The 26,676-nt window shown below is 39.9% G+C and carries 38 protein-coding genes; 29 read left to right on the top strand and 9 right to left on the bottom strand.

What is annotated here, in order from left to right; translation table 11 throughout:
- Positions 1-95 precede the first annotated feature (95 nt).
- The 5 genes from G8782_RS15275 to G8782_RS15255 all read left to right on the top strand — a co-directional run bounded on the left by G8782_RS15275 (position 96) and on the right by G8782_RS15255 (position 2,938).
- Complete coding sequence (locus G8782_RS15275; protein WP_172372753.1) at positions 96-818, top strand: hypothetical protein; 723 nt, start codon at positions 96-98, stop codon at positions 816-818.
- Positions 819-891: 73 nt separating this feature from the next.
- The gene (locus tag G8782_RS15270) at positions 892-1,608 is read left to right on the top strand and encodes a hypothetical protein (protein ID WP_172372751.1); all 717 of its coding nucleotides are present in this window, start codon (positions 892-894) and stop codon (positions 1,606-1,608) included.
- 22 nt (positions 1,609-1,630) lie between these two features.
- Complete coding sequence (locus G8782_RS15265; protein ID WP_172372749.1) at positions 1,631-1,852, top strand: hypothetical protein; 222 nt, start codon at positions 1,631-1,633, stop codon at positions 1,850-1,852.
- Positions 1,853-2,035: 183 nt separating this feature from the next.
- Entirely contained in the window at positions 2,036-2,545 is a 510-nt protein-coding gene (locus G8782_RS18415) for an MFS transporter (protein WP_216667902.1), read from the top strand.
- A gap of 6 nt (positions 2,546-2,551) precedes the next feature.
- Positions 2,552-2,938: a hypothetical protein gene (locus G8782_RS15255; protein ID WP_172372747.1), complete on the top strand. Its 387-nt coding sequence runs from the start codon at positions 2,552-2,554 to the stop codon at positions 2,936-2,938.
- 69 nt (positions 2,939-3,007) lie between these two features.
- On the opposite strand, the gene G8782_RS15250 is transcribed toward G8782_RS15255, so the two are convergent.
- Both G8782_RS15250 and G8782_RS15245 read right to left on the bottom strand, forming a co-directional pair.
- Positions 3,008-3,754 carry a hypothetical protein gene (locus G8782_RS15250; RefSeq protein ID WP_172372745.1) on the bottom strand — a complete coding sequence of 249 codons (747 nt, stop codon included), beginning with the start codon at positions 3,752-3,754 and terminating at the stop codon, positions 3,008-3,010.
- The gene (locus G8782_RS15245) at positions 3,754-4,284 is read right to left on the bottom strand and encodes an RNA polymerase sigma factor (RefSeq protein ID WP_216667901.1); all 531 of its coding nucleotides are present in this window, start codon (positions 4,282-4,284) and stop codon (positions 3,754-3,756) included. Before G8782_RS15245 ends, G8782_RS15250 begins: the two co-directional genes overlap by 1 nt.
- Before the next feature lie 159 nt (positions 4,285-4,443).
- Here G8782_RS15245 and G8782_RS15240 point away from each other — a divergent pair, with 159 nt between their 5' ends.
- Positions 4,444-4,998: an NADPH-dependent FMN reductase gene (locus G8782_RS15240; RefSeq protein ID WP_172372743.1), complete on the top strand. Its 555-nt coding sequence runs from the start codon at positions 4,444-4,446 to the stop codon at positions 4,996-4,998.
- A gap of 35 nt (positions 4,999-5,033) precedes the next feature.
- On the opposite strand, the gene G8782_RS15235 is transcribed toward G8782_RS15240, so the two are convergent.
- Together G8782_RS15235 and G8782_RS15230 are read right to left on the bottom strand one after the other, a co-directional pair.
- The gene (locus G8782_RS15235) at positions 5,034-5,594 is read right to left on the bottom strand and encodes a GNAT family N-acetyltransferase (RefSeq protein ID WP_172372741.1); all 561 of its coding nucleotides are present in this window, start codon (positions 5,592-5,594) and stop codon (positions 5,034-5,036) included.
- The gene (locus G8782_RS15230; protein WP_172372739.1) at positions 5,581-6,492 is read right to left on the bottom strand and encodes an EamA family transporter; all 912 of its coding nucleotides are present in this window, start codon (positions 6,490-6,492) and stop codon (positions 5,581-5,583) included. The genes G8782_RS15235 and G8782_RS15230 overlap by 14 nt, the downstream gene beginning before the upstream one ends.
- Positions 6,493-6,750: 258 nt before the next feature.
- Here G8782_RS15230 and G8782_RS15225 point away from each other — a divergent pair, with 258 nt between their 5' ends.
- Genes G8782_RS15225 through G8782_RS15210 form a run of 4 tightly spaced genes read left to right on the top strand, consistent with a single transcriptional unit; the run spans position 6,751 to position 8,983 of the window.
- On the top strand, positions 6,751-6,951 hold the full coding sequence (locus tag G8782_RS15225; RefSeq protein WP_172372738.1) for a PLDc N-terminal domain-containing protein: 201 nt from the start codon (positions 6,751-6,753) through the stop codon (positions 6,949-6,951).
- Positions 6,948-7,853, top strand: a complete 906-nt coding sequence (locus G8782_RS15220; RefSeq protein WP_172372737.1) for an ABC transporter ATP-binding protein — start codon at positions 6,948-6,950, stop codon at positions 7,851-7,853. Before G8782_RS15225 ends, G8782_RS15220 begins: the two co-directional genes overlap by 4 nt.
- Complete coding sequence (locus tag G8782_RS15215) at positions 7,850-8,632, top strand: ABC transporter permease (RefSeq protein ID WP_172372736.1); 783 nt, start codon at positions 7,850-7,852, stop codon at positions 8,630-8,632. Before G8782_RS15220 ends, G8782_RS15215 begins: the two co-directional genes overlap by 4 nt.
- A gap of 54 nt (positions 8,633-8,686) precedes the next feature.
- Positions 8,687-8,983: a hypothetical protein gene (locus tag G8782_RS15210; protein ID WP_216667900.1), complete on the top strand. Its 297-nt coding sequence runs from the start codon at positions 8,687-8,689 to the stop codon at positions 8,981-8,983.
- 62 nt (positions 8,984-9,045) lie between these two features.
- Here G8782_RS15210 and G8782_RS15205 read toward each other — a convergent pair whose 3' ends face one another.
- Positions 9,046-9,294: a hypothetical protein gene (locus G8782_RS15205; protein ID WP_172372735.1), complete on the bottom strand. Its 249-nt coding sequence runs from the start codon at positions 9,292-9,294 to the stop codon at positions 9,046-9,048.
- Between the two features lie 129 nt (positions 9,295-9,423).
- Between G8782_RS15205 and G8782_RS15200 the strand changes: the two genes are divergently transcribed.
- Positions 9,424-9,894 (top strand): general stress protein, encoded by a 471-nt coding sequence (locus G8782_RS15200; protein WP_172372734.1) that lies wholly within the window; start codon positions 9,424-9,426, stop codon positions 9,892-9,894.
- 50 nt (positions 9,895-9,944) lie between these two features.
- On the opposite strand, the gene G8782_RS15195 is transcribed toward G8782_RS15200, so the two are convergent.
- The gene (locus G8782_RS15195; RefSeq protein WP_172372733.1) at positions 9,945-10,136 is read right to left on the bottom strand and encodes a CsbD family protein; all 192 of its coding nucleotides are present in this window, start codon (positions 10,134-10,136) and stop codon (positions 9,945-9,947) included.
- Positions 10,137-10,312: 176 nt separating this feature from the next.
- Here G8782_RS15195 and G8782_RS15190 point away from each other — a divergent pair, with 176 nt between their 5' ends.
- On the top strand, positions 10,313-10,729 hold the full coding sequence (locus G8782_RS15190; RefSeq protein ID WP_172372732.1) for a hypothetical protein: 417 nt from the start codon (positions 10,313-10,315) through the stop codon (positions 10,727-10,729).
- A 72-nt stretch (positions 10,730-10,801) separates the two neighbouring features.
- Here G8782_RS15190 and G8782_RS15185 read toward each other — a convergent pair whose 3' ends face one another.
- Complete coding sequence (locus tag G8782_RS15185) at positions 10,802-11,818, bottom strand: PQQ-dependent sugar dehydrogenase (RefSeq protein ID WP_172372731.1); 1,017 nt, start codon at positions 11,816-11,818, stop codon at positions 10,802-10,804.
- Positions 11,819-11,972: 154 nt separating this feature from the next.
- Here G8782_RS15185 and G8782_RS15180 point away from each other — a divergent pair, with 154 nt between their 5' ends.
- The 4 genes from G8782_RS15180 to tatC are packed head-to-tail and all read left to right on the top strand — an operon-like array spanning position 11,973 to position 15,557.
- Complete coding sequence (locus tag G8782_RS15180; protein ID WP_172372729.1) at positions 11,973-12,725, top strand: gluconate 2-dehydrogenase subunit 3 family protein; 753 nt, start codon at positions 11,973-11,975, stop codon at positions 12,723-12,725.
- Between the two features lie 15 nt (positions 12,726-12,740).
- Positions 12,741-14,453 carry a GMC family oxidoreductase gene (locus tag G8782_RS15175; protein WP_172372727.1) on the top strand — a complete coding sequence of 571 codons (1,713 nt, stop codon included), beginning with the start codon at positions 12,741-12,743 and terminating at the stop codon, positions 14,451-14,453.
- Positions 14,454-14,480: 27 nt separating this feature from the next.
- Positions 14,481-14,684, top strand: coding sequence for a twin-arginine translocase TatA/TatE family subunit (gene tatA / locus G8782_RS15170; protein ID WP_172372725.1), 204 nt, complete (start codon positions 14,481-14,483; stop codon positions 14,682-14,684).
- A 12-nt stretch (positions 14,685-14,696) separates the two neighbouring features.
- Positions 14,697-15,557 (top strand): twin-arginine translocase subunit TatC, encoded by an 861-nt coding sequence (tatC, locus tag G8782_RS15165; protein WP_172372723.1) that lies wholly within the window; start codon positions 14,697-14,699, stop codon positions 15,555-15,557.
- A 75-nt stretch (positions 15,558-15,632) separates the two neighbouring features.
- On the opposite strand, the gene G8782_RS15160 is transcribed toward tatC, so the two are convergent.
- Positions 15,633-15,779: a hypothetical protein gene (locus tag G8782_RS15160; RefSeq protein WP_172372721.1), complete on the bottom strand. Its 147-nt coding sequence runs from the start codon at positions 15,777-15,779 to the stop codon at positions 15,633-15,635.
- Between the two features lie 172 nt (positions 15,780-15,951).
- Between G8782_RS15160 and G8782_RS15155 the strand changes: the two genes are divergently transcribed.
- The 13 genes from G8782_RS15155 (at position 15,952) to G8782_RS15095 (ending at position 26,257) form a co-directional block, all read left to right on the top strand.
- A complete protein-coding gene (locus G8782_RS15155; protein ID WP_172372719.1) occupies positions 15,952-17,526 on the top strand; it encodes an ABC transporter substrate-binding protein in 1,575 nt (524 codons plus the stop codon).
- Positions 17,516-18,484 carry an ABC transporter permease gene (locus G8782_RS15150; protein WP_172372717.1) on the top strand — a complete coding sequence of 323 codons (969 nt, stop codon included), beginning with the start codon at positions 17,516-17,518 and terminating at the stop codon, positions 18,482-18,484. The genes G8782_RS15155 and G8782_RS15150 overlap by 11 nt, the downstream gene beginning before the upstream one ends.
- Positions 18,485-19,297 carry an ABC transporter permease gene (locus G8782_RS15145; protein WP_172372715.1) on the top strand — a complete coding sequence of 271 codons (813 nt, stop codon included), beginning with the start codon at positions 18,485-18,487 and terminating at the stop codon, positions 19,295-19,297. It abuts the gene before it with no gap.
- Entirely contained in the window at positions 19,290-20,039 is a 750-nt protein-coding gene (locus G8782_RS15140; RefSeq protein ID WP_172372713.1) for an ATP-binding cassette domain-containing protein, read from the top strand. The genes G8782_RS15145 and G8782_RS15140 overlap by 8 nt, the downstream gene beginning before the upstream one ends.
- An 18-nt stretch (positions 20,040-20,057) precedes the next feature.
- A complete protein-coding gene (locus G8782_RS15135) occupies positions 20,058-20,795 on the top strand; it encodes an ABC transporter ATP-binding protein (RefSeq protein ID WP_216667899.1) in 738 nt (245 codons plus the stop codon).
- Between the two features lie 144 nt (positions 20,796-20,939).
- Positions 20,940-21,359: a DUF1801 domain-containing protein gene (locus G8782_RS15130; RefSeq protein ID WP_172372711.1), complete on the top strand. Its 420-nt coding sequence runs from the start codon at positions 20,940-20,942 to the stop codon at positions 21,357-21,359.
- 116 nt (positions 21,360-21,475) lie between these two features.
- Positions 21,476-21,931, top strand: a complete 456-nt coding sequence (locus tag G8782_RS15125; protein WP_172372709.1) for an NUDIX hydrolase — start codon at positions 21,476-21,478, stop codon at positions 21,929-21,931.
- A gap of 38 nt (positions 21,932-21,969) precedes the next feature.
- The gene (locus tag G8782_RS15120) at positions 21,970-22,374 is read left to right on the top strand and encodes a glycine-rich protein (RefSeq protein ID WP_172372707.1); all 405 of its coding nucleotides are present in this window, start codon (positions 21,970-21,972) and stop codon (positions 22,372-22,374) included.
- A 226-nt stretch (positions 22,375-22,600) separates the two neighbouring features.
- Positions 22,601-23,800, top strand: a complete 1,200-nt coding sequence (locus tag G8782_RS15115; protein WP_172372705.1) for a Bcr/CflA family multidrug efflux MFS transporter — start codon at positions 22,601-22,603, stop codon at positions 23,798-23,800.
- Between the two features lie 439 nt (positions 23,801-24,239).
- Complete coding sequence (locus tag G8782_RS15110; protein ID WP_172372882.1) at positions 24,240-24,683, top strand: NUDIX domain-containing protein; 444 nt, start codon at positions 24,240-24,242, stop codon at positions 24,681-24,683.
- 157 nt (positions 24,684-24,840) lie between these two features.
- Positions 24,841-25,245 carry a flavoprotein gene (locus G8782_RS15105; RefSeq protein WP_172372703.1) on the top strand — a complete coding sequence of 135 codons (405 nt, stop codon included), beginning with the start codon at positions 24,841-24,843 and terminating at the stop codon, positions 25,243-25,245.
- A gap of 22 nt (positions 25,246-25,267) precedes the next feature.
- Entirely contained in the window at positions 25,268-25,672 is a 405-nt protein-coding gene (locus G8782_RS15100) for a Cif family virulence factor (RefSeq protein ID WP_172372701.1), read from the top strand.
- A gap of 66 nt (positions 25,673-25,738) precedes the next feature.
- Positions 25,739-26,257 (top strand): P-loop NTPase family protein, encoded by a 519-nt coding sequence (locus G8782_RS15095; protein WP_172372699.1) that lies wholly within the window; start codon positions 25,739-25,741, stop codon positions 26,255-26,257.
- Between the two features lie 26 nt (positions 26,258-26,283).
- Here G8782_RS15095 and G8782_RS15090 read toward each other — a convergent pair whose 3' ends face one another.
- Positions 26,284-26,616 carry a winged helix-turn-helix transcriptional regulator gene (locus G8782_RS15090; RefSeq protein WP_172372697.1) on the bottom strand — a complete coding sequence of 111 codons (333 nt, stop codon included), beginning with the start codon at positions 26,614-26,616 and terminating at the stop codon, positions 26,284-26,286.
- Positions 26,617-26,676: the final 60 nt, after the last annotated feature.

Below are 26,676 nucleotides of genomic sequence, written 5' to 3'. Positions count from 1 at the left end.
TGGATTTTTAACTTCAAAATTAGGAGCGACATATCCCTGTTTTGTTTAAATGGTGCTAGACGGAATCAACAATCCTCAAAGTTGAGGTGAAATTAATGGGAAAGTTATCGGAAGAAAGTTTTTCTGCTATCAAAGGAGAACTAATAGATGGCAGATTGACGATGTCTGGGATGAGGAGCTATCTTATTGGTCTGTTTTTTATGTCGGCTCTTTTTGTAGGCGTGTCATTAGCTGTAGCCAATGCTAATACAGTCGGCTGGCATACACTATCTACTGGTTGGCACAGGATTTACTACGCCGAAGCGGTTTTGTTCGGTATTCATTTGCTTGTACTCTTACTCTGTTGGTGGAATAATGCTTTTAGTCAAAAGCTGTTAAGTGTTGGTATGGTGGTTTTCACGTATAAGGCGGCATTGGATCCTTATCTTACGGTGTTAATGTTTAGTAAAGATGAAGGTAATTATCATTTATATTTACCGATTACTCTTATTATCTTAGCTAGCGGATTGATACTTCATATAGTTGTGTTAGATAAATGGATAAACAGCCTAAGACCGAAAACTGGGAATGGAAGAAAGTCAAATGTGAAAAAAGATTCGAAGCATCTCATATTATTTCCAGTAATCCTTTTACTAACCGCACTAACAACTCTGGTAATTAAAAACGGTATACTAGGAGATTATGAACTTGTTTTTGTTGTATTTATTATGACTGTAATGTATCTTGGCCTGTTAATCGGCGCTTGTGAATTTATTATTGCAATGTATTGCATTTTTAGATATCCCTCATTTTCTGTGAAAAATTTTAATATTAAGTAGAGAAAGAAGAAAAATGATACATCGGTTACAATTGTTCAGTTTCAAAAGATTGTAATGTTAGGTGGTTATATTCATGACTAAATTATCCGAAGCAAGTTTTGCAGCAATTAAAGGTGAAATACACGATGGAAGATTAACAGTGTCGGGAATGAGGGAATACCTAATTGGCATATTTTTTTATTCTGGAATAGTAGTTGGGATATCTTTTTTTGCTGCACACCTTAATACAATAGGGTGGGATACGTTGTCTGCAAAATGGCATACAATCTACTATATTGAAGCAGTTTTATTTAGTCTACATTTGCTGTTGATACTCTTATTGTGGAATAATACTTTTATTCAAAAGCTGTTAAGTGTTGGGATGGTATTGTTTACGTACAAGGCCGTGTTGGATTCTTATCTGGTGATATTAATGTTTAGTAAAGATAGAGGAATGTATGACGCGTATTTACCGGTGGTATTAATTATTTTATTGATCGGAATAATAATTCATCTAACCGTCTTGTTTAAGTGGATAAATAGTTTGAAACAGAAAAACAACAAAGTTGGAAAATCAAAAGGGAAAAAAGACTCGAAGTTTATCATATTATTTCCAGCCATTTTCCTGTTAACAGCATTAACATCCACGGTGATTAAAAATGGTTTGCTAGGGGATTACGAACTTGGTTTTGGGGTGTTTCTTGTAACAGTTGTCTCATTTGGTCTATTAATTGCTGCTGTTGAGTTTTTGATTGCCATGTATTGCATTTTTAAATACCCTTCATTTTTGGTAAGGAATTTTGATAAGTAAAAATAGAAAAGATGGAAACATAATGGTTGTTAGGGAAGAGGCATTAGTCATTCAGAACGCTATTTGCGTTGAAGAAATAATACCGCATGAAGATTGGTTCAAACATGCCTTTAGTTTAAGAAGTAATATAGGAAATCAAGAAGTGTATAGTACAAGTCTGGTAATCTTTACAGTTGAAGAGATGGCTAATGAGCCTGCTTTTGGAAAATACACTTATTATATGGGGCTTAATACAATGGTTTAAGTAGATGATGCTGATGATTTTAAACAACTAGAAGTAATGAAATTCGATAATTTTACATTTGAATCGGCCAAATAAAAGATTGGTAAGCAGGGGGTATGTTACTTAATTCTGGGATTTTCACTCCAAAATTAGGTGGGCATATCCCTGTTTGTTAATCAGCATTACAAAATCGGGGTGATATTGATGGGTAAATTATCGGAAGAAAGTTTTTCAGCTATTAAAGAAGAACTAATAGATGGCAGACTGACGATATCTGGGATGAGGGTCTATCTTATTGGTCTGTTTATTGCTTCTGGTATTTTCGTAGGTATATCGTTGGCTGTTGCAAATGCCAATACTGTTGGCTGGGATACACTATCTACTGGTTGGCACAGGATTTACTACGCTGAAGCGGTTTTGTTCATTATCCATTTGCTTGTACTCTTACTTTGTTGGTGGAATAACGCTTTTAGTCAAAAGCTGTTAAGTGTTGGTATGGTGGTTTTCACGTATAAGGCAGCACTAGATCCATTTCTTATGGTTTTAATGTTTAGCAAAGACGAGGGAAGATATCACTCCTTCCTACCTCTAGTTATAACTGTTTTGATCAGTGGATTTATTCTTCATATTATCATATTAATTAAGTGGATAAATAACCTGAAACCAGAAATAGAAAAACCTAGTGGGAAAAGGGAACAGATCATTGTGAGGTGAGAAAGAATGATTAGAAATGGGGAGTATTGTATATATAAAAATAGAGAATTTGAATTTACAAGCGATATGGAAGGGAATTTATTAATTGTTTCTGAAAATCCTCATATGATAAAAGAAGGGTTTGTAGATAAATATAGGAATGGCGTGTATAGCAAGAGGGTCAAACCTAGTGAATTAATTAATTGTTATCAAGTCACTACCAAAGGGAAATTTAAAGGCGAAATTATTAATGTTTCAAATGAGGATAAGGATAAATATTATGTAGGCACTTCAAACACGAAATTTGCTCAAAAATTAGGTTTAGAGAGAACGGATAAGTATTATTACGAAAAATGGGTCCCGAAAAATGAAGTGGAAATATTTGAAGATAGAAAAGATATAAAGCTCATTTAAAAAACGCTATTTATAAAAGTTAACGAAAAAGAGTGCAAAACCATTTTGGCTTACGCACCCTCCATTTTTTTATTCTTCCACAATCTCAAAACTCTCAAGCATAAAGTGGAACCTAGCGCCGTGACCTTCCGCGGCTTCAAGGAAATAATCTTCCCTGATAACAAAACTTCCTTCGTTTCCGTTACTAATTACATACAAATGTACAACATTTGAGTCCCATTCACTGCCGTTTATGCCGTGGAGTAAATAGCCTTCCACTGGTTTGGTAACATTTTCAATTTCACGTAGTTCAGGAAAATCTGCTTTCAATTCGGCTTCGATTTTCTTTACGAGATCTTCTGGTTTTTCATTCGCCACTTGTGTTATTTCCATTTTCACTTCCGGGTACTTTTCTGGAAGGGGTTCTATTGTCGTAATGACGTCCGAGTCTTCGCCTTTTATCATTTTATAGCGAGTTTCGTCGACATAGATAATGTACTCGGAATCTTTTCCTTCATTTAAATGGACCTCGGTTTCCTCGTCTTGTCCTTCGGTCCCTTGCGTAATTTCTTTTTCTGGTGCAAACATATCCTTCACACTTTTAATAAATGCGCTGCCCGTATCGGTTTGTAAACTCAATGCGATAAGCAGACCGGCTGCAATGACACCAATCACTGAAATAATACGGCCTTTCTTTTTCAATTTCCTCACGTCTCCTCTTTCTTCGTTAAATAATTTCTTCTCGAGCTCATTCCATATTTCATCCTTCAACCCGTTTGACTCTTCAGTGGTTCGTTTATGGAGTTCATCTTTTACTCGCTTGTCGAAATCGCTCATTATAATGAATCCTCCTTTCCGGCCGGATTCAACTGTTCTTTCAGTCGTTTCCTACCTTTAAACAGCCGTGATTTTACTGTGTTTTGGTTCAACGAAAGTATTGTTGCAATTTCTTTTTCACTAAATCCTTTTACATATTTTAAAATGAGTGGGATTCGGTGTGCATCATCTAGCGATTGGATTATGGCGTATAAATCGGATAGCTGATCGAAAGATTCTCCCGATAATGACGGATCATTTTCTAAATCAGGAGCGAATTTTGAAAGAGGCGCCTCTTTCTTCAACAATCGCAGGCATTCATTCGACAATATTCGATAAAACCACGGATCAAATGGCAATTCGGAATTATAGCTACTGATTTGGCGATAGACGCGTATGAAAGTCTCCTGTACAGCATCTTTTGCTTTTTCTCGATTGCGTGTAATGGCGTTGGCTGTTCGGATGGCAGACTCCGAATAAGCGTTATAAAAATGGCGGAATGATTCCTTGTCGCCGTTTTTTATCGTGACAATCCATTCGTCTATTTCCATGAGACACTCACTCCTTTCGGAAAAACGGAACTTTGTTGCTCTTACTATATATACCCTCGGCAAGCCTGAAAAGTTTTCGGGAATAAATATATTTATTACTACGCGAATGAATTATTGTACATACTGGATATTAAATTAGGGTGAAAGAGGAGATTGGTTATGAAGATAGTAGCATTGGTCGGAAGCCTTCGAAAAGATTCATTTAATATGCAGTTGGTGAAGACGATTAAAGAAAGATATAGCACGCTTTTTGATCTTGATATTGCGGAAATTGGAACCTTGCCTTATTACAATGAAGACAACGAAGTCGCTCCGCCCAGGGAGGTCGAACAATTTAAGAAGTTGATCGCAAAAGCGGATGCGGTACTTATAAGTGCACCCGAATATAATTGGTCAATTCCAGGTGTGTTAAAAAATGCGTTGGAGTGGTTATCTAGAATGGAAAAGCCGATCGAAGGCAAGCCGGTAATTCCGATGGGGGTCACCCAAGGCGGGCTTGGAACTGTTCGAGCACAATTGCATTTGAGACAAGTCCTACTGAGCATCCAAGCCATCACACTACCACCCGCTGGCAATGAAATTCTTATTGGATTTGCTAATAAGAAATTTGAAAACGGAGAACTAAAACATGAAGTCACGCTAGAGTTTTTGGATGAAGTGATGGAGCGGTTTGTTGGATTTGTGAGAGAGCTAAGTGATAAAGAGGAAAGATAAGCAAAACCCCACACATTTTTGTGTGGGGTTTTTCATTAAACAATTTTCACCATATGATAAAACGGTTCACCGATAATTGTCCAAGGCGAAACGATTTCATAGCCGCTTCGCTTATAAAGTCTGATAGCTGCATCTTTTTCTGTTTCCACATTCAAGGATACTTTTGAAATGTTTGTTTCTTTTGCAACCTCTTCGGCAAACCTGAGTAATTGTGAACCAATCCCTTTTCCGCGAAATCCCGGATTGACGCAAATCGTATTAATATATAACTCATCGGAAAGCGATTCAGGGTCAATCTCTGAAACCTCAGCGCCTTTTTCACTTAACCATTTACTCAAGTTCCTATCGAGTTGCGGTGCAATTTTTCCGGAATACAACACCATTGTTCCCGCGACATCGCCGTCGATTTCCGCGATATAAGTATACAAGTAAGAATGAGGATTATCGCTGCGTCTAAATAATTCACATAAACCTTCTTTGATTTCTAAAGGTTCATTTTCACCTGTCATCCGCTTTGCGATATCGCCGATCGCATCGATGATAAGCGGAACCGCTTTTTCTGCGTCAGACGGGACTGACTTTCTAATGACTGTCATTTTGTTCACCTACGATTTTATTATTTTTCCGCCGCTGAAGATATGTGGGCAATGTCATTCCGATAAGAATAATGATAATCCCGATAACTTGAGAAACACTAAGGGGTTCGCTCAATAACAGTACCGAAACCGTAACGGCAACCGGAAGTTCTATCGCGCTCAATATCGATGCTGTGGCCGTTCCCACTTTTGGCACTGCGATTGAGAATAAATAAATGGGAATAACGATTCCGAAGAAGCCTAAAATCAAGCCGTAAATCCAAAGTCCGCTGCCAAATAGTGTTCCATTCCAAACGATTTCAGGTGATTGGAAGAAAAAGATTGCTACCGACGCAAAAAATGACGTGAACAATAAGCGCGTTGCCGTATCCATGCCTTTCACTTGTTTTTGATTGATCAAAACGAATAGTGAAAAACTAACGGCTGATGCCATGCCCCATGCCCAACCTTGCCATGGAATCCCGCTAATATCTGCACCAATGACGCCTGCTGCAAAAATCGTTCCTCCGAATAGAAGAATAAGCGAAATTACTTCGATTCGTTTTGGCAGACGGCGGCTTACGATGCAATCCAGAAACATTCCAATCCATGTAAATTGAAAGAGCATGACGACAGCGATTGATGCGGGCATATACGTGACGGCTTGTCCGTATACAGTCCCGGTTGTCGCAGTAAATAATCCGGCGAGAAGTAATGTCATGCCACCGCCAAATTTAGGTATCGAACGATTTACTAGTATATAAATCAGGGCCGCTAGAACAAAACCCGTAAAGTATTGACTTGTTACGGCCTCAGATGCCGTAAAGCCATCATGAATGGCTAGCTTTATAATTGTTGAAAGAATACCGTAAGAGCTCGCCGCAAAGACGATCATTAACGGATATATCCATTGTTTCATGTGAAAACCCTCCTGTTCCATCATGACAGTATACCATGAATGATAAACAATGACTTGCTGGATGTTTTGAAACTTATCATTTACCAATCCTAGCCCCCATAGTCGCTTCATGTTACGATGGAAAAAATTGAGAAGAATGTTTTATGTAATAAAAAAGGGCACTTTGTTATATACTGAATAGAACAGTTGTGGTATATTGAGAGAAAGAAATATATATTTGCTAGATTCATAAAATAGTGAAAGAAAGGGATTGATCTTATGTCAGAACTTGCTGATGTTCCATGGAACTTAATCCTTCCGCTACTCGTGCTTCAATTTATCCTGATGATTGTTGCGCTAATTGACGTCATTCGGAATAAGCGCACAAATGGACCGTACATTATGTGGATTTTTATCATTACCTTCGGAAGTCTGATTGGTTCGATTATTTATTTTGTCTTCGGGAGGAAAAACGATTGAGCATATTACTCGAAGTGAAAAATCTAACGAAATCATATAGTCAAGAGAAAGCTGCGGACAATATTTCATTTGCTTTAGAAGAACATACTTCAACAGCACTTATTGGTCCGAACGGGGCAGGGAAGACGACGACGTTATCCATGCTTGCCGGATTAGTTTCACCATCCAACGGAACAATCGCATTTCATAATAATAAAACATCGGACATTCGTGAAATCATTGGATTTTTGCCACAATACCCGAAGTTTTTTCCTTGGCTGTCGGCACTGGAATTCACAGAAATGGCCGCGCGTTTGAGCGGGGTAGAAGCAAAAAAAGCGACACTAGAGGCAAGGAAAACGTTAGAATTCGTAGGTCTTGGCGATGCAATGAAAAAGAAAACGAGCGCTTTTTCGGGCGGGATGAAACAAAGGCTTGGACTTGCACAAGCGATTGTTCATAAGCCGAAACTTCTATTACTGGATGAACCCGTTTCGGCATTAGATCCGGCCGGCCGTCGACAAGTGATGAATCTATTGAAGGAACTGCAAGCTGAAACAACAATTCTTTATTCCACACATATACTAAACGACGCGGAAGAGATGACGGACCAGCTTCTATTTTTGCGCCAAGGGGCTCTTGTTGAACACGGTTCACTTGAGGATGTGCGTACACGCTATGCGAAACCGCGAATCCTCATTGAATTCGAAAAACTAGAGGATATACAACGCTTTAAAGCGCTCACTCCATGGGAACTCACGGTAACAGGGCGTACGATCGCAATCGATATTGTTGCAGAAAAGGTTGAAATGCCAGCCGTTTTAGCGATACTTTATAAAGAAGGTTTCTTAATACGGAAAGTGGAACGACAAACAGCGAGCCTCGAGGAGATATTCATGGAAGTGGCGGTGATTCAATCATGACTGGATTTATGACGTTGCTGCAAAAAGAATGGAAAGAGCAGACGAGAAACTTTAAAGTATTATGGATTCCGCTTGTTTTTATCATTCTTGGAATCTTGGAGCCTGTTAGCAATTACTATTTGCCGGAAATTATGAAGAGTGTCGGCAATATGCCTGAAGGGGCGGAATTTTTATGGCCTGAATTCACGGGTGAAGAAATTTTCATGTCACTGCTTGGGCAATATCAATTCATTGGGATTTTGGTCATCGTGCTCGCTTTTATGGGGTCGATTTCAGGTGAAAGGAAAACTGGAACGGCAACGCTTCTGTATGTTCGTCCCATCTCATATCGCGCGTATTTTTTAAGTAAGTGGATTGTACTGAATGGTATCGTGCTAGCTAGCGTATGGCTAGGATTCCTTGCAGCATGGTATTATATCTCTATTTTGTTCAACAGCGTAAATGCGCTCGAAGTTTTTGGGTTTATTGCGACGTATAGTCTTTGGATTATGTTCGTTGTCACAGCAGTTTTGGCATTTAGCGCTTCGTTTTCAACAGGTATTGCAGCAACGCTTTCGCTGTTATTGACAATCGGTTTTCAAATTGTAGATTCGCTCATTGGTGAGTATTGGACAATATCGCCGTGGAAATTGCCGTTTTACGCAACGTCTGTATTTAACGGGAACAATGATGCGGCAGGCTTGTGGTGGAGCGTTTGTATAACTTTTATTGCTGTTTTGGTCTCGATTTTTGCCGGTGTTAATATGTCTAAGCGGAATGCAGCCAAAACGACTGTCTAAAGAGTGTCATGGTTGTGAAAAGAATTCTAGTTTGCTTGAATGGGAGTGTAGGTTATGGAAGCGGTCGATCGGGTAAACGAACAGCACGTATCATCAAAACAAATTCCACCGCAAATGTCCCTAGGAAGCTGGATTATTACCTTAATAATACTAGCCATCCCACTTGTTAATTTTATTATGTTATTCATATGGGCTTTCGATGTAACGAGTGAACGGCGAAACTTTGCGCGCGCGAATTTAATTATTATTGGAGTCGTGTTGGCGTTATGGATTTTCCTTATCATTTTGATGCTATTGCTGGGAATGTCTTCGGGAATTTTCTCGAACTTTAGTTATGTTCACCTCTTTTAAACCCTTTGGCAATCAAATAAAAACTACAACCCTAAGTTCGAAATGGGTTGTAGTTTTTTTGTTTAGCGATCCATTTTTTCTGATCCGGGTGACATTTCTTCAGTGGATGAATTACTTTTTGTATCCAGATGAGCTTCTTCCTCGCGCCATTCCATTCGTGCATCCTCTAATGGAATCGGGTCAACGAACTTCATGTCTTCGTGCATATCGTAAATGCTTTGTTTGTCCGTTTTAAGATATTCAGGATTGTCCATGAATGGACCTTCTGCATCTTTTCGGTCTCGTTCAGTAAAGGGCTTCTTTTTCGTCATAACAAGTCATCCTCCTTACTTATATGATTCACGCTTATGGGCAAGGCTAAACATACATAACACACTAGATGTTTTCAAAGAGTTTTGAAGGGTAAAATAATAGAAAGAACGTTCATAGGAGGAGTTATTATGACAATGTCACACAGGAAGTTTATTGGCATATTCCATTCGATTGATACGGTCCTTTATAAACTAATGGAAATGAAAGCGAATGGCTATGAAGAGGAAACGATTCATGTATTTACACGTGAACAAGATAATATTGCAATGCTAGAAGGACAGACAAAGATGAATTTAAATGGATCTTACGGCGAAGATTGGAGAAAGGGTTTTAATGAGTTTTTAGGAATTGAAGAACCGGTTTATAATGCATTCAATTCGATGAGATTCTCAGAGCAAGAATCAAAGCATTACCTAGATGAAGTTGAAAATGGCGGAATTGCCATGTTTGTTGATGCTGCTTTTGGGAATGAATTGAACGATGCAGATAGCAGCGCGGACATTAGTTCTAGTGGTGAAGTGCTGGATGGTCGAGGAAACGACGAACAATTACTGCATAGTGATGGAACCACACCTCGAATGAAAACAGAAAATCTGTAAAATAAATAAAAAGAGCTATTTCTCATTGAGAAATAGCTCTTTTATTGTTATTAATGGTTTCGATTAGAAATCTTATCTTTTGTTTCTCCGATTTTTTCTTGCACTTCACCTTTAGCTTTATCAAATTTACCTTCGGCTTGCAACTTCGTGTTGTCCGTGGCTTTACCAAATTCATCTTTAACTTCGCCTTTGGCTTTATTCCCTACACCTTTTAATTTTTCGGAAAATCCATTGTCTGTCATTGAAAAGCCCTCCTTTGTAATGTGTTTACTGTATACCCGCATATAAAACACAGTAAACAATAGGGAATAATGCCCAATAAGTTTTTTGAAAAATGGAACAAAATGAATGTATCTTTTTTCCTGCTTCCTATTGTATACTTAAAAATAAGGATATGAAAAATATGGGAGGGGTTATCATGTTAAAAAAAGGACGCTTCGCCCTATCAAACAGCAAGGAATATGAACTTGCCTCATATCAAGGCCAGTATTATTTAAAGTCTAATGATTCGGATGACTTGAAAAACGGCTTCATAAAGATGCGGAATGATGAAAATATATTCATTAAGAATATTGACATTGATGAATTGGAGGATGCTTATGAGGTCTTTCCATATGCAATGGTTAAAGGGCATCGTTTTGCGGTAGAAGGCTATAATAAATGTACTGCGATGGTTTCGCTCGTAACAAATAACCCGTTTGTTAAAAATAAATTGCCAGTACGTCCGTATGGTAAATCAGAATACATAATTGAAATTCCGTATACTGCTCTTGAAATTAAAGATGATCGAATTCCAATCCTCGGATTTGAAAAAGATCTTTATGAGAGAATTTAGAAGCAGTTGGCATATGATCATATTAGATAAAGGCAGTCCGTGCAATGGATTGCCTTTTATGATTGCCATATTTCAGTTTGGCGCTAATCGATACAAAACATCCTCGTCATTAGAAGGATTTCCACGTCCATCCGTATTATTCGAAATAAAGTACAACGAATCACCATCCGAGTAAATATCACGTATACGGCCATACCCTTTAATGGAATTAAGGATTTGGCGTTTTTCTGTATCTATGATAAGTATTTCTTGACCGCGAAGTGACGCAACATATAAAAGTTTTTTGTAGAAAGCCATTCCTGATGGTGCCCATGTGTCATCAGAACCAGAAGTTAAAATAGGCGTTACCATGCCTTCGGCGGTTTCAACACCTTCAATGATCGGCCATCCATAATTATTCCCTTCTATAATAATATTTATTTCATCATTTGCAGATTGTCCGTGTTCAGAGGCGTAAAGGACACCTCGATAATCCCAAGCAAGCCCTTGTGGATTTCGATGTCCATACGTATAAATATGAAAATTGTCATCTTCAACGTATGCCAAAATTTTACCGTTCAATGAGTTCAAATCTTGTGCAGCTTCTGGATTAGCCCCATCCCCAATGGTGGCAAAAAGATTACCGTCAGGTGAGAGTGCTAAGCGACCTCCGTGATGAACAGAACCAGAAGAAACCCCGTCTAGAAGTATATCTTTTTCGTTCCAAGAAGAACCGTCATATTGAAGACTAATAATCCGATTCACGGGAGAACCATCGACATCATAGACGTAATAAGCATAGGCCTCACTTGATTGGCTGAAATCTTCTTTTAATACAAATCCCAATAATCCCGCTTCGGAAGCATTCGATAACGGTTTCGACAACTTAACGTTTTCTCGAACTTGATTGCCATCAGGAGTTACTTTAACGATTGTGCCGCCTCGTTCTGAAATGAAAAAGGTACCGCCATTCTTTGCAATCGACCATGGGGCCTCCAGGTTTGTTGCAATCTTTTCCGCAAACACCGTACTTTCGACGTCTTGAATTGTAACGGATTTCGAACATCCCCCAATTAGAAATAGTAACAATAATAAGATGCAATTTCTCATGTCCTACCCCCCTCCAGAATCCATAATATGCTTTCTATTATACACCAAATATTCTGAGTTAATATCAGTTAGAATAAACCCCTGATTGTATGAAAAAGGGTAAAAATTGGCATGCTTTATTTATAAGAGAAATATTAGTAAAGGAGAATGAAAAATGTCGAAAGATAACAATGGTTTATCGAGACGCGATTTTCTTAAGACGACTGGAATTGCGACTGGTGCATTAGTGGGCGGCGGTTTGCTCGGAAGCCTTATAACTCATAATGTTACAAAGGAAAATGTGGCTGGAACCGGGAAGAATCAAGGTGGCGGCGAGCATGTCGGTGATGTATTCCGGGGTCGAATGTTTTTTACGAACTTAAATGAGTTCAATGTATTATCGGAAGCAGTCGAACGTATTTTTCCGGAAGACGATCTTGGACCCGGTGCAATTGGACTTGGTGTTCCGTACTTTATCGACAACCAATTAGCCGGTAATTATGGAAGTAATGCGAAAGAATACATGAAAGGACCGTTCTTTGCCGGTGAATCAACGCAAGGGTACCAAAGTAGGCTAACACGTGCTGAAATCTTCAGACAAGGTCTGGCTAAAATGGATGAGGAAGCTAAAAAGAGGTTCGATACAGGATTTGCATCCCTTGAAGGCAATCAGATGGACGAAATCCTGACCGCATTTCAAAAGAATGAAATTGAAATGAAAGGGGTCGCATCGGAATTCTTTTTTAAATTACTGAGACAGGCAACACTTGAAGGAGCGTACGCGGACCCGATTTATAGCGGAAATATCAATATGGATGGTTGGCGCATGAAGGGTTTCCCAGGTCATCAGATGGCTTATATTAACGAGATTGAAAATGAAGAGTACATGAAAATCGAACCACAGTCAATTAGCAGCATGGAACATTAAAGGAGGGGACAACATTTGGTTAAGACGCTTGATAAAGTGGATGTAGTTACTGTCGGGGTAGGATGGTTGGGTGGTATTATCGGTGCTGAGTGCGCGAAGGCAGGGATGAAAGTTGTTGGAATTGAGCGCGGAAGAGAAAGAAGTACAGCAGATTATTTAATGGTGCATGATGAGTATCGCTACGCAATCCGTTATGAATTGATGCAAGATCTTTCAAAAGAAACGATTACATTCAGAAACAACCGTAAGATGCGAGCGCTTCCGATGCGCCAAATGGGCTCATTCCTTCTAGGAGAAGGGCTCGGAGGAGCTGGAACCCATTGGAATGGGCATACTTGGCGTTTCCTGCCGTATGATTTTGAAATTAAAACTTTAACCGAGAAAAAATACGGAAAAGACAAGCTTTCGGCAGATTATCTTCTTCAAGACTGGGGCATTACATATGACGAGTTGGAGCCTTATTTCGATACATTTGAAAAGACAGCCGGCATATCAGGAGAAGACAAAAATCCGTTTGCGGGGAAGCGAGCAAACGATTTTCCCACACCTCCGATGATAAAAACACCAATCTTAAAAAAGTTTGAAAAGGCGACAAGTAATCTTGGATATACGCCGTTCATGTTGCCCTCCGCTAACTTGTCGGAGACTTATGAGAACCCCGATGGTCAAACAATTGCAGCTTGTCAATATTGCGGTTTTTGCGAGCGGTTCGGCTGTGAATACGGGGCAAAAACATCTGCGGAGATTACGGTTATTCCAACGGCATTAAAAACAGGGAATTATCAGGTTCGCTTCCATGGGAATGTCGTTGAGGTGTTGAAAGAAGGCGGAAAGGCTACAGGCGTAAGATATGTCGACACACAAACGGGTGAGGAATTCATCCAGCCTGCGGATGTTGTCGTACTCACGAGTTATGTCATGAATAATGCAAAGCTTCTCATGGTATCAGGCATCGGAGAAATGTATGACCCTGATACGGGAAGAGGGACGCTCGGCAAAAACTATGCCTATCAAATCCTTCCAGGGGCAACAGGATTTTTCGATGAACAGATGAATGTCTTCATGGGAGCGGGTTCTCTCGGAATGACAATTGATGATCTCAACGGAGACAATTACGATCATAGCGAGTTAGATTTCATACACGGGGCGAGCATTTCGATTACCCAGCCAGGTGTCCGTCCGATTCAGACAAATCCAGTCCCGCCGGATACTCCTTCATGGGGGGCAGAGTTTAAGAAAGCGTCAATTTATAATTATTCTAGGACATTAAATATCGGAGGGCAAGGAGCGTCAATCCCGCATAAGGAAAACTTTTTGTCGCTCGACCCAGATTATAAAGATGCATACGGCGTGCCGTTGCTTCAATTGACGTATAACTTTACAGAACAAGATCGTAATTTGCACAAGTATTTAACGGAAAAATCAAAAACCATTATGGAAGAGATGGGCGCAAAAACGGTTATGCCCGGAAATCCAATTACTGATTACGATATAGTCCCCTACCAAACAACACATAATACGGGCGGAACAATTATGGGGGCAAGCCCGGATGACAGTGTTGTTAACAATTACTTGCAACATTGGGATGTTGATAATCTGTTCGTTGTAGGCGCAGGAAACTTTCCGCATAACGGCGGTTATAATCCAACAGGAACAGTCGGCGCGCTTGCGTATCGAGCTGCGGAAGGGATTATTAAATACAGTAAAAACGGCGGTTCACTTGTATAAGTATGAAATAGAGAGGAGGCTTATCTAATGGGAGGATTAGCATCTATTGGTGTACCGGGCTTGATCATTATTTTGGTGATTGTGCTGATTTTATTCGGACCGAGAAAATTGCCTGAAGTTGGTTCCGCAGTGGGAAAAACACTTTCCGAATTCAAGAAATCGGCAAAAGATATCATGGACGATGAAGATGAAATAACTGTGAAGGAACCGAAGAAACCCGATCAAGGATAAGCAGGTGATTTTATGGACCCATATGGTGATCATAATCGTAAAATAATTAGCCCGCTGGATAAACCAATCGATCAAAAAGAAGTATCAAAGATAACAACTGTAGAAAAGCTGCAAAAAGTAACGGAGATTGAAGAAAAAATCAAATCCGAAATGGATGAAAATACTAGCTCCGAGAATAACTCTACACTTGTCGATCATCTCACAGATTTAAGAAAGCAGCTAATTAAAAGTATATTTACCTTTCTACTCTTTTTTATCGTCGTCTTTTCGACCATTAATCTTTGGTTCCCATATGTGACACGTGATCATGAGTTAATTGTTCTTGGTCCTTTGGAAGTGGTCAAGTTTTACATGTCGATTTCAACAGCACTTTCAATAGGTCTCGCCTTGCCGTTTTTATGTCATTTTCTTTGGCAATTTGTGAAGCCTGGATTGAATGAACGCGAAAGCCAGTTTCTGAGTCTGTATTCGCCAATCATGTTTTTACTTTTTTTAGGTGGCGTTTCTTTTGGCTACTTTGTTGTGAATCCGCTCAGCTATAACTTCTTAGTATCTTTAGGGGCGATGAATTTCAACGTCATGGTATCTGCGCAAGAATACGCTAGTTTTCTTCTCATGACGACGGTGCCGTTGGGGTTATTATTCGAATTGCCCATCGTTGCGATGTTTCTAGCGACAATTGGATTGTTAACCGCGGACTCGATGACAAAGATTCGAAAATGGTCGTATTTGTCACTGGCCATTATTTCGGCGCTCATCACGCCTCCTGATTTCATTAGCCAATTAATTGTGCTCATTCCTATGGCGCTGCTTTATGAAATCAGCATCTATATTGTGAGGCGTTCCGAGCAACGAGCTACAGCTCCAACTTAAATTAGAAAACCGGCATCCACTAGGGATGCCGATTTCTTTGTTGATCGAAAAATGACAAGAGGTATTGGCTATGTTTTAAGAAGAACTGGAGTTTCTGTTCATTCCCATTGACATGCCAGTGAACGATTCAACCTGTTTCATCAGTTTATCTCGTGCGTTCTTGTTTCTCATCAAGTACGCCGCACCGACACCTAGCGCTGTAAGAGCCCATTTTCCATTCACATAAATTCCTCCTCATTCACTATAGTTTCGATCAACTATTATTTTCCCCAATTTTTACTATCTTATCCTGAGTAAAATGAATAAGTTGCGGTGAATTGCGTACTCATAGACATCATGTACATGGGAAGATTATAATTAATATAGATGAGGAATCGTATTTCGGGAGGATATTATGTTTAAAAATAAATTGAACTTATTCACAATCTTTCTTGTGATTTTATTATTATTATCGAGTTGCGGGAGCAAAGGCGCGAATGACCCTAAACCAACTGAAAATAGACTAGTTTATGCATCTGAAGCAGAATTCGATGGACTGAATCCGATTCTGGAGGAGACGAATCTGGATGCATTGTTATTTCGTGGATTAATGCGTTTTAATGAAAAAAATGAACCCGTTACTGATATTGCGGATTCCATCAACATAGCAGATGACGGTCTGACATATAAGATCAAATTAAAAAAAGGCATCAAGTTTCACGACGGCGAGGAACTTACGGCTGAAGATGTGATTTTCACAATTGAAAGCATTTTGGACGACAACAATGCATCATTTCTGAAATCGGACTTCACAGAAGTTGATTCGATAACAAAACTGGATGATTACGAACTCGAATTAACACTAATACACCAATTCACGCCGATTTTGGATAAGCTAACGGTTCCGATTCTTCCAAAGCATGCATTCGAGGGGAAGGATATGAGAACGGCTGTATTTAATAGCCGACCTATTGGTGCTGGTCCATATATGTTCGACAATTGGGACCGTGGAAACAGTTTGACGTTGAGAGCGTATCAGAATTTCCATGGAACAAAACCATCGATTGAAAAAGTGATTTTTAAGTTTGTTCCAGATAGTAATGTTCGTGCATTGCAGTTGAAATCAGGCGAAGTCGATATTGCATTATTAGATCCTGTTCAAGTTGCAGAAATGGAAAAGGTGGAGCGTCTTAAGATTTACAATGTGGATTCCGCCGATTACCGTGCTCTTTTATATAATATGAACAAAGATCTTTGGAAAGATATAAATGTAAGGCGTGCATTTAGTTATGCGACAGACCGTGCCCGAATAGTCAACGGTATTTTAAAAGGGTTCGGAACCGAAGCCTATTCACCGCTTCAAAAACATGCCTTTAAAAATGAAGACATCGAGAAGTATGAATACAATTTGGAAAAAGCAAAACAGCTGTTAGATGAAGCGGGTTGGAAAGAAACGAATGACGGTTTCCGTTATAAAGACGGCGAAAAGCTGGCGTTTACGATAACTTCTCCCGCATCGGATGCAGTGCGCGTGAACATGGCAAACTATCTTGCGGAAGGATACAAGAAAATCGGCGCGGATGTGAAAGTCGCTGCGCTTGATTGGAGTGCCATTACAATTGAAGATACAGATGCTTTTATGATTGGTTGGGGAAGTCCGAATGATGCCGATCATCACACGCATATTCTATTCCACTCGGAGGAGTCGAGTTTGACAAGCACGGGCTATAACTACGGAAGTTATTCAAATCCAAAAGTCGATAAACTCCTTGAACAAGGTCGTTTGGAGATAAATCCTGAAAATCGCCAAAAATTATATAGGGAGTTTCAAGAAGAGCTTGCGGAAGATCCGCCGTATGACTTCATCGCCTATGTAAATGCGGTTTACGGCATGAATAAAAAAATAAGCGGCGTGAAAGAACGGGTCCTTGGCCATCACGGTTCAGGTTTCCTTTGGAATGTCGAGGAGTGGACGTGGAATGACCGTTAAGTGGATCGGGAAGCGAATGATGATGGGGGTAGTAGTTCTTCTCGTCGTCAGCTTCCTTTCTTTTTTTATCATGCATGCTGCGCCTGGAGACCCTGCGACGGCTTTCTACGGTGGCAATGCACAAACATTGAATGCGGCTGAAAAGGAAAGAATCAGCCGTGTTTTTTCGCTCGACCGTCCTATTACAGCACAATACGGCTCGTGGCTTGTGGAAACGTTGAAAGGAAATTTAGGGATATCCTATAAGGAAGGAAGACCTGTCATAACCATTCTTAGGGAGAGACTGCCAAACACATTGCTGCTATTTGGCGTGACGATGTTTTTCATCATTGTCGGATCAGTCTGGCTCGGAACGATAGCGGGGATGAAAGCAGGCTCCATTTTGGATAAAGGCTTATCAATCTTAAGCATCGCGACATCTTCAATCCCTGCTTTTTGGCTCGGTATTTTATTTATTTCATTTTTTGCGGTCAAACTTGGCGTGCTTCCGTCTTCGGGAACTGGAGAAATTGGAGGAGAGGGCGGTTTTTGGGATAAACTGCGCTATCTCATCTTACCGGCAACCGTTATTATCTTCACTCATGTCGGCATTTTCGCCCGTTTTCTTCAGGAAAATATTAAAGACGAAAGTCGTAAATACTATGTGACTGTAGCACGTGCCAACGGGGTAACGGAACGCGAAATTCGGAAAGGAATTTTGCACAATGCCTCTTTTCCGTATTTGAATTATATCGGAATGACGATTCCATCGTTTTTCGGAGGGTCGATTATTGTCGAATCTCTTTTTTCATGGAATGGACTCGGACAGTTAACCATTAAATCAGTTGTAACGAAAGACTTTCCGCTTCTTATGGGAAGCATTCTTTTGATTGGCATGCTCGTTGTCATCAGTCTCTTTATCATAGATTTCCTTATGTATTCATTGAACCCCAAGCTGCGAAAAGGGGGCGTACAATAAATGAAATCGAGAAAAATGCTCGCTTTTTGGTGCATTGTCCTAGGAATTATCGTATTTTCAACTGTGTTTTCCGGTAATCTCGCGCCTTACGAACCGAACGATATGAATCTCGATGAAGTCTATTTATCCCCTGGAGATGGCCATTTGCTGGGTACGGATCATCTTGGGCGCGATGTCTTTTCCCGTTTGTTGGGAGGCGGTAAAGTGACACTCACCGTAGCGACTGTATCTGTACTTTTATCGCTCGTTCTTGGCGTACTTTATGGCGGATTTAGCGGATATGTCGGCGGAATTGTCGATACTGCGTTGATGCGGCTTCTGGAGGTCTTCATTACAATCCCATCTCTTATCATCATCCTCTCGTTTCAAGCATTTATGCAAGGCGGCATGTGGAGTATGGCGCTAATTATCGGGGTAACCGGTTGGCTTTCGACTGCACGGATTGTCCGTTCTGAATTCATTCGGTTAAAAGAAGCTGAATTCGTTCAGATGGCCAAAATGTTTGGAACGCCGATTTGGAAAATCATTATTAGTCATTTGCTCAAGAATAGTGTACCCGCAATATTCGTCGTAACCCTGTTTAACTTCGCGAACGCAATTTTTATCGAAGTGTCATTAAGCTTTCTCGGCATCGGGGTACCACCCGCTATTCCTTCTTGGGGAAATATGTTGTACTATGCGCAAAACGATATTTTAATTGGCGCTTGGTGGATAGGCCTGTATCCAGGAATTCTGATTTTCATAACCATTCTTGCCATTAACTTTATCGGAGAAGCGTTGAAAGATCCGGAACGGAGGCGGTTCAGTGCTTAAGGTAAATCAACTTTCAATTGAGATCAACGGGAAAAGAATTGTCGATGGAAGTTCGTTTTTTGTTCCACGTGGAAGAATAACATCGATAATTGGCGAAAGCGGCAGTGGGAAAAGCATGACAATTTCCGCTCTGTTAAATATCCTGCCCGCAGGCTCCAAGGCTGCGGGACAAGCATTTTTTGACAATAAAGACTTGCTAGCAATATCGAATAAAGAAATGTCCGCAATACGGGGGTCGCAAATCTTTACGGTTTTTCAAGACGCTTTAAATAGTTTTAATCCTTCTGTGAAAATGGGTAAGCAGTTATACGAGTTTTCAGGCAGGAGGATTAGACACAGTGTTGCAGAATTCCACTTGAAGATGGACGATATATTGAACGACCTTGGGTTATCAAAAGCAATCATGGAACAGTATCCTTTCGAATTATCGGGCGGGATGTTGCAAAGATGCATGATTGCATGTGCACTATATGTCAGACCTAGGTTACTCATAGCTGATGAACCGACATCCGCACTCGACACACTCTTACAAAAGGAATTCATCGAGCTATTGAAAGGGTTAAATGAGAAACAAGGAACAACCATTCTCTTAATCACGCACGATTTAGACATTGTGGCAGAAGTTGCCGATAAAATGGTCATCATGCATAAAGGCAAGGTTGTCGAAGTTGGAAATGTAGCGGAAGTGTTTGAACGACCAAAAAATGCGTATACAAAAAGATTGCTGGAAAGTCGATTTTGAGGAAGCGAGGAGATCCCATTGCTGACAGTAGAAAATGTTTCAAAAACATATCGAGATAAGGGCAATGTGAAACAGGCTCTCCGCAACATCAAATTGACGGTTGGAAATGGAGAAATTGTTGGGCTCATTGGTGAAAGTGGCAGCGGGAAAAGTACGCTTGCTCGCGTGATTATGCAATTGGAGAAACAGGACGACGGAGCCATTTTTTTGAATGAAGTACCTGTGACGAAATCGAAAGCCTTTTACGAAAAGTGCCAAATCATTTTTCAAAACGCCTCAGCTGCGCTTAATCCATCGTGGACTGTTCGAGAAATTCTACTAGAACCACTTCGAAAAATGAAAGGAGACCGCGATGCGTATATCCTGAACATGCTTGGAAAAGTAAAGCTGTCAGAAGAGCATTTGAATAAACTCCCTTCTGAAATAAGTGGCGGCGAACGACAACGAGTTAACTTGCTCAGATCGATTCTCGTTCGTCCAAAATTATTAATATGCGACGAAATCGTCTCAAACCTCGATCGGCTCATTCAAAAAGAGATTATTGACTTACTAATCGATATTAACCGTGAAACAGGCATGGCGATTCTGTTCATAGCGCATGATTTAAAAGTCGTTACCTATATGTGTGACCGAATATACGTCATGAAGAATGGTGAAATTGTTGATGAAAGCACGAAAGTTGATCATCAATTTAACTTTTTGCATCCGTATTCAAAGAAACTTTTTCAAGCAATGTTGGGCAGCGAAGCAAAATAATAGATTGAACTGTAAAGTCTGGAGAGATGTGCTCCGGGCTTTTATTTTTGGAAAACATCTACATATATAAAGGGTTTTGATTGGTAATGAAAGAAGACAACAATATATGAAATTGACTAATGTCGCAAAGGGGAGATTTTACTTATGTATGAATTAAAAACAAAGGAAACCGATAACAGCGTTATTGAATTTATCGAGAATGTCGATAGCCCGAAGAAACGCGAGGATGCTTATAGATTGTTGGACATATTTACGGAAACAACTGGTTTTCAAGCGAAGATGTGGGGTCCGAGTATTATTGGTTTTGGTTCTTATCATTATAAATATGCATCCGGTCATGAAGGGGATGCACCATTAGTTGGTTTTTCGCCGCGAAAGGCAAAAATTAGCCTGTACTTAACGACAAATGAGAAGGTACGGGAAAATTTATTAAAGGAATTAGGAAAACATACGACAGGAAAAATGTGCGTATATGTTAATAAAGTGGCGGATATAGATGTTGAAGTGTTAAGAGAGTTTATCGTCGAATCGGTTAAGTTTTTGAAAGAAACATATCCGGATTAAATTAATGAAAAGAAAGTTACAATCCATTCCAACTAATAAACTCCTGAAATAAAGGATTCTGGGATACAAATCTCGAATCCTTTTTCATTCGCATAAATTTAAGGAGAGATAAAATAATGGGTTATGTTAAAGAGTTACGTAAGTTAGTCGGGAACCGGCCGCTAATATTACCGGGGGCAGTTGTGATTATACTAAACGAAAAAAATGAGATTCTACTGCAGCATAGATCAGACGGCGGGTGGGGATTACCGGGTGGAATAATGGAACTCGGGGAAAGCATGGAGGAAACTGCAAGGCGCGAAGTGCAAGAAGAAACGGGGCTTGTAGTAGGAGAATTGGAATTAATGGGTATTTTCTCCGGAGAGGATTATTTCCTTAAAGTCGCGAACGGTGATGAATTGTATTCTGTCACGGCTGTTTATGCAACACGAGATATCAAAGGTGAACTTGTCATAGATGGAATTGAGTCTTTGGATCTTCAGTATTTTCCACTTAGAGAACTGCCGAAAGATCTTGCGTCTGGGTCTAGAAGTTATATTGAACCTTATTTGTCTAGATTAGAAGATTGGTGAATATATTCAAATAACTTTTATAAAGGGGGAATGAAAACATGGAGACAAAGAAGATAGAAGCAACTACAAATTCAACAGCAACAAAGCCGATCTATCGTTCTCCAATTGGCATGATTTTTAATAAATTCGCGAAACAAAAGGATGTTTCATTGGTGTACGGAGAACCGATCGAACTGGAAAATAAAAAAGTGCTTCCTGTGGCAAAAGTGGATTATTATGTAGGGGGCGGCGGTGGCTATTCTGGTGGAAGTGAAAACTCTCCAGTCGCGCAAGGCGAGGGAGGCGGAGGCTTTATTTCTGTCAAACCTTTAGGGGTTTATGAAATATCGTCCGACAAAGTTAAGTTTAAGCCTGCGATTGACTTGAAATTTATTTTGATGATTATTACTGTATGTACATTTGGATTCGCTATTCTAATGATGAAACCTTTTAATAACAGATAGAAGAAGCATCATGTTTTTACAACATCTCGCGGTCAGTTAGATTTATACTATCATGTTGACAAAATAAACAGCTGCTAGCTCAAACGAGTGGGCAGCTGTTTTTAGTTTCGAATTCTATGAAGTGCTGTGACTAGATGATATAATGGTATACTTCTGTGCATTAAAGTTGATTTTGAACGATTGCGGATGCAATTGTTTTTTTGATAGAGAAAAGAGGTTGTCAATCATGGAAACATTAACAGGATCTAAACGCTTACGATTTGCATTGCTTCTAGGAACGTTGGCTTCGATGGGTCCATTTACAATTGATATGTATTTACCATCATTTCCAACAATTGCGGAAGATTTCGATACGACAGCTTCCTTTGTGCAAGTGAGTTTAACTGCAAGTCTTTTGGGAATCGGTTTAGGTCAACTCTTCCTTGGGCCAATGAGTGATGTTCATGGCCGCAAAAAGCCCTTGCTGATTGCACTTATTGTCTATTTTATCGCGTCATTATTATGTGTTTTTTCACCGAGTATCGGATTTTTTATTGTAGCTCGATTTTTACAAGGCTTTGCAGCATCTTCGGGAATCGTTATTTCAAGAGCGATTGTTCGCGATGTTTATAGCGGGAGAGAATTGACAAAGTTTTTCGCTCTTCTCATGCTCATTAATAACTTAGCGCCGATCCTCGCGCCTGTCTTTGGCGGCGGCGTTCTTGCGTTTACGGATTGGAAAGGCATTTTTGTGGTATTGAGCGCAATCGGCTTATTGCTATTTGCAGCGGTCATGTGGAGAATGGATGAGACATTGCCAGAACAATCGCGTGTGCCGAGTAATCTATCAAATACACTTAAAAACTTTCTCTCATTACTTAAAAACCGCGAGTTTATGGGGTATGCGATGGCGCAAGGATTTATCATGGCCGGAATTTTTGCCTATGTTGCGGGAACACCATTTGTGTATCAAAACATTTACGAAGTATCGCCGCAAATGTTTAGTTTATTATTTGGAATGAATGGAATCGGCCTTATCATCGGAACGCAAACCGTAGGTCGGCTGACGGGCTTATTAACCGAGAAACAATTCTTGGAAATCGGTTTGCTATTGTCGATATCCTCAGGAACGGCGTTGCTCATTGCTGTATTGGTGAATGGTCCGTTCCTATCTATTCTTATTCCGATTTTCTTTTTTGTTATGTCCATTGGTGTCATTGCCACCTCGTCTTTTTCATTGGCAATGGAGTCGCAAGGACATATTGCGGGAAGTGCATCGGCTTTACTCGGTTTACTGCCTTTCATTTTGGGCTCAATTACAGCACCACTTGTTGGAATCGCGGGTGAAGAAACGGCGATTCCATTGGGCACCATCATCTTTGTATCGGCGTTGTTCGCTGTTTTATCTTATGTTGGACTTGCTAGAACTAAAAAAGAAGTAATTTAAAATGTGGAACGCTGCTGCAAAAGCGTTCCACATTTTTTTATTATATTGCCGATAGGTTAATAGTCCCGACTTGCAAGCAAAAGTGTTTAAGTGCAAGCAAACGGTTGATAAGTGCAACCAAACCCGACTGCAGTGCAAGCAAACAAGCCGCGAGTGCAAGGAAATCCCGAATAAGTGCAAGCAAACTTCTTTTTTACGTGAGGAATAAGCCAATTAGATGGACTTTGTGATAATATTAAAACAATTGAAAGAATAATAGCAATTTTAATAACCTTGACGAAAAGGATATTTATCGGCGGCAGCCACGTTCATCTTATAAAACAATTTTTTTAAGGAATCCGGGGCGTTTAAGTGGTTGATGCGAATGCATACTTACATTAAGTAGATGAAGTGCTGCTTAAAGGGGGAACATTAAATTGGGACATGAACATCCAAACATATTATCGCAGTTTCAGCTTATGTCACGAATGAAAAAGGCGAAGCTTTGCTAGTTAAAACTCATTGGAGATCGGATACGTGGGAAGCGCCTGGTGGACAGGTGGAAGAAGGGGAACCATTAGATAAAGCGGTCTGTAGGGAGATAATAGAGGAAACTGGCATTGTCGTCCGACCGATAGGAATAACGGGTGTTTATTATAACGCAACAATGAATTTATTATCGGTAGTTTTTAAAGCCGAATACGTGAGCGGCGAAATAATCATACAACCTGAAGAAATACAAGAAGCCAAATTTGTTGAACTAACTGAACAAAACATTCACGAGTTTATAACCCGCCCTCATATGAGATCCCGTACATTAGATGCTATGAAGGCGAAAAGTTTTGTACCCTATGAAACATGGGAAGTTAGACCATATAATTTGCTTGGAAGGCTAAATGAATGAATATAAATAATCTAGGTCCCGTTGGTGAAGAAATCAAGCATAAACAAAGTTGGGTCATCTACACAAATATGAGCATTGATATCTAGTCCGCAAGAATGAGTACTTGGAATAAGCAAGTCTACTTGCAAATACTTGGTTTAAAGAGAGGATGAACGATATGGAATTTAAGGATTTCTTGGATTTATTTATTTCAAGCTGGAAAGACTCTTCGATTGAAGCAATGGAACAGATGATTTCCAAGAAATATGCAGGACGTGAGATTCGAGGAGAAGAAATCGAAGACTTCGGTTATGATGAATCGATAATTGGATGGGATAAAGGATTTGAATATGTCAGGGAAAACAATGCTGAATGGGAAATTCAACTATTGAATTCATATCCACTTCGTTCAAATGAATACATGGCGGTAATTGCCGCAACGATTAAAATTGATGGAAAGGCCGTAAGTCCTTACAATTTGTTCTTTGATACCTTCCGTAAAGAACAAGAGTGGCAGCATGTCCGGAGTTATATAGAAACCGGCATTACTGAAGCTTATTTAAATGGGTTAATTGAAATCTAATAATGAATCAGGGGATGATGCGATGAATATTGAGGTAGAAGTAGCAACTCAAGTTTATCGAATGCGAGCGCTACATGAGGGATTTTCTGCTGGTGAGTTCGAAGAAATGAATGCTTTGTATTCGAAGGATTTTCAAGGTTGGCTTTTTATGCCTAGTACGGGAAAAGTTGAACTTTATAATGCGGAGCAAATAAGGGAAGGAAACAAAGGTGCAGCTCAATATTATCGGAATAAAGATATTAAGTTTACTCATTCTGGATTAACAATTGTTCCCCAAATGGAGAACCAAGTGGCAGTCTCTTATGAGATTACTCATGAAAATGAAAATAAAATAGTCAGGGCGTTATCGCTCGAAGTCTGGAAGAAAGAGTCAGACGGGCAGTTGAGAATGATACGGTGGTATGAAGAAAAAGGGGAAATATTGTAATGTCTTGATGATTTTTTAAGGTGGCGTTGGTTGTGATAAAACGACTATGAGGAAGTGAATGGAGTCATGAATAAAATCATGGTCATCGGAGTAGGTTCAGGCGTCGGAAAATCCACATTTGCACGTAGGCTTGGCGAATTGACCGGGATTGAAGTCACTCATTTGGATCGGTTGTTTTGGAGACCGGGCTGGGTGGAGGCTCGGCTTGAAGAATTTCGGGAAGCTCAGCAGCAAGTCGTCCAAAACGAGAAATGGATTATTGAAGGGAATTATACTGGCACATTCACTATCCGAGAACCGCATGCAGACACCATAATCTATTTAGAACTTCCGCTTTATGTCTGTTTATATCGAGTGTTTAAACGAAGAATGCAGTATCACGGGAAAACGCGCGATGATATTGGTGAAGGTTGTGAAGAAAAGATTGATTGGGCATTCCTGAGATTCATATTGACGACCTATCGTCCTCGTAAAGAAAAAATGAAGAAACGCATGCAATTATATGCGAATGAAGGGAAGACTGTGCATTACTTGAAAACGCCGAAGCAGATGAAGGGATTTCTGAATACGTACAAAAAGGAATAAAGCCGGTTTCTAATATGTAACCGGCATTATTTTTGTTTAGCAACCTCATCTGGCTCAATCCATGTCTTCGACCAATTCTCAATTTCTTTCATAATCGGAGTAAGGGATATACCCTTTTCGGTCAACGAATACTCAATGCGGACTGGCGTTTCCGGGTAAACATTACGTATGATGAAATCCTGTTGTTCGAGGTCTTTTAGTCGTTCCGTTAATGTCTTTCCGCTGATGCCCAGTTTATCGGTCATTGTGCAAAAGCGCTGGGGTCCCGTCATTAACTGATACAAAATTAGCGCGGTCCAGCGTTGGCTTAGGATTGCTGTAGCTTTTTCAAAGCGTGGGCAAAGTTCAAATTCGTTCATATTTTTATCGGCTCCTTTCGCCGGAATCTTTTTGTTGACAATTATCATTGTAACATATAA

Origin of the sequence: Sporosarcina jiandibaonis (genome assembly GCF_013184495.1) — a bacterium.
Classification (GTDB): Bacteria; Bacillota; Bacilli; order Bacillales_A; family Planococcaceae; genus Sporosarcina; species Sporosarcina jiandibaonis.
Note: the sequence above shows the minus strand (reverse complement) of the source record. Positions and strands in the feature narration are given on the sequence as shown.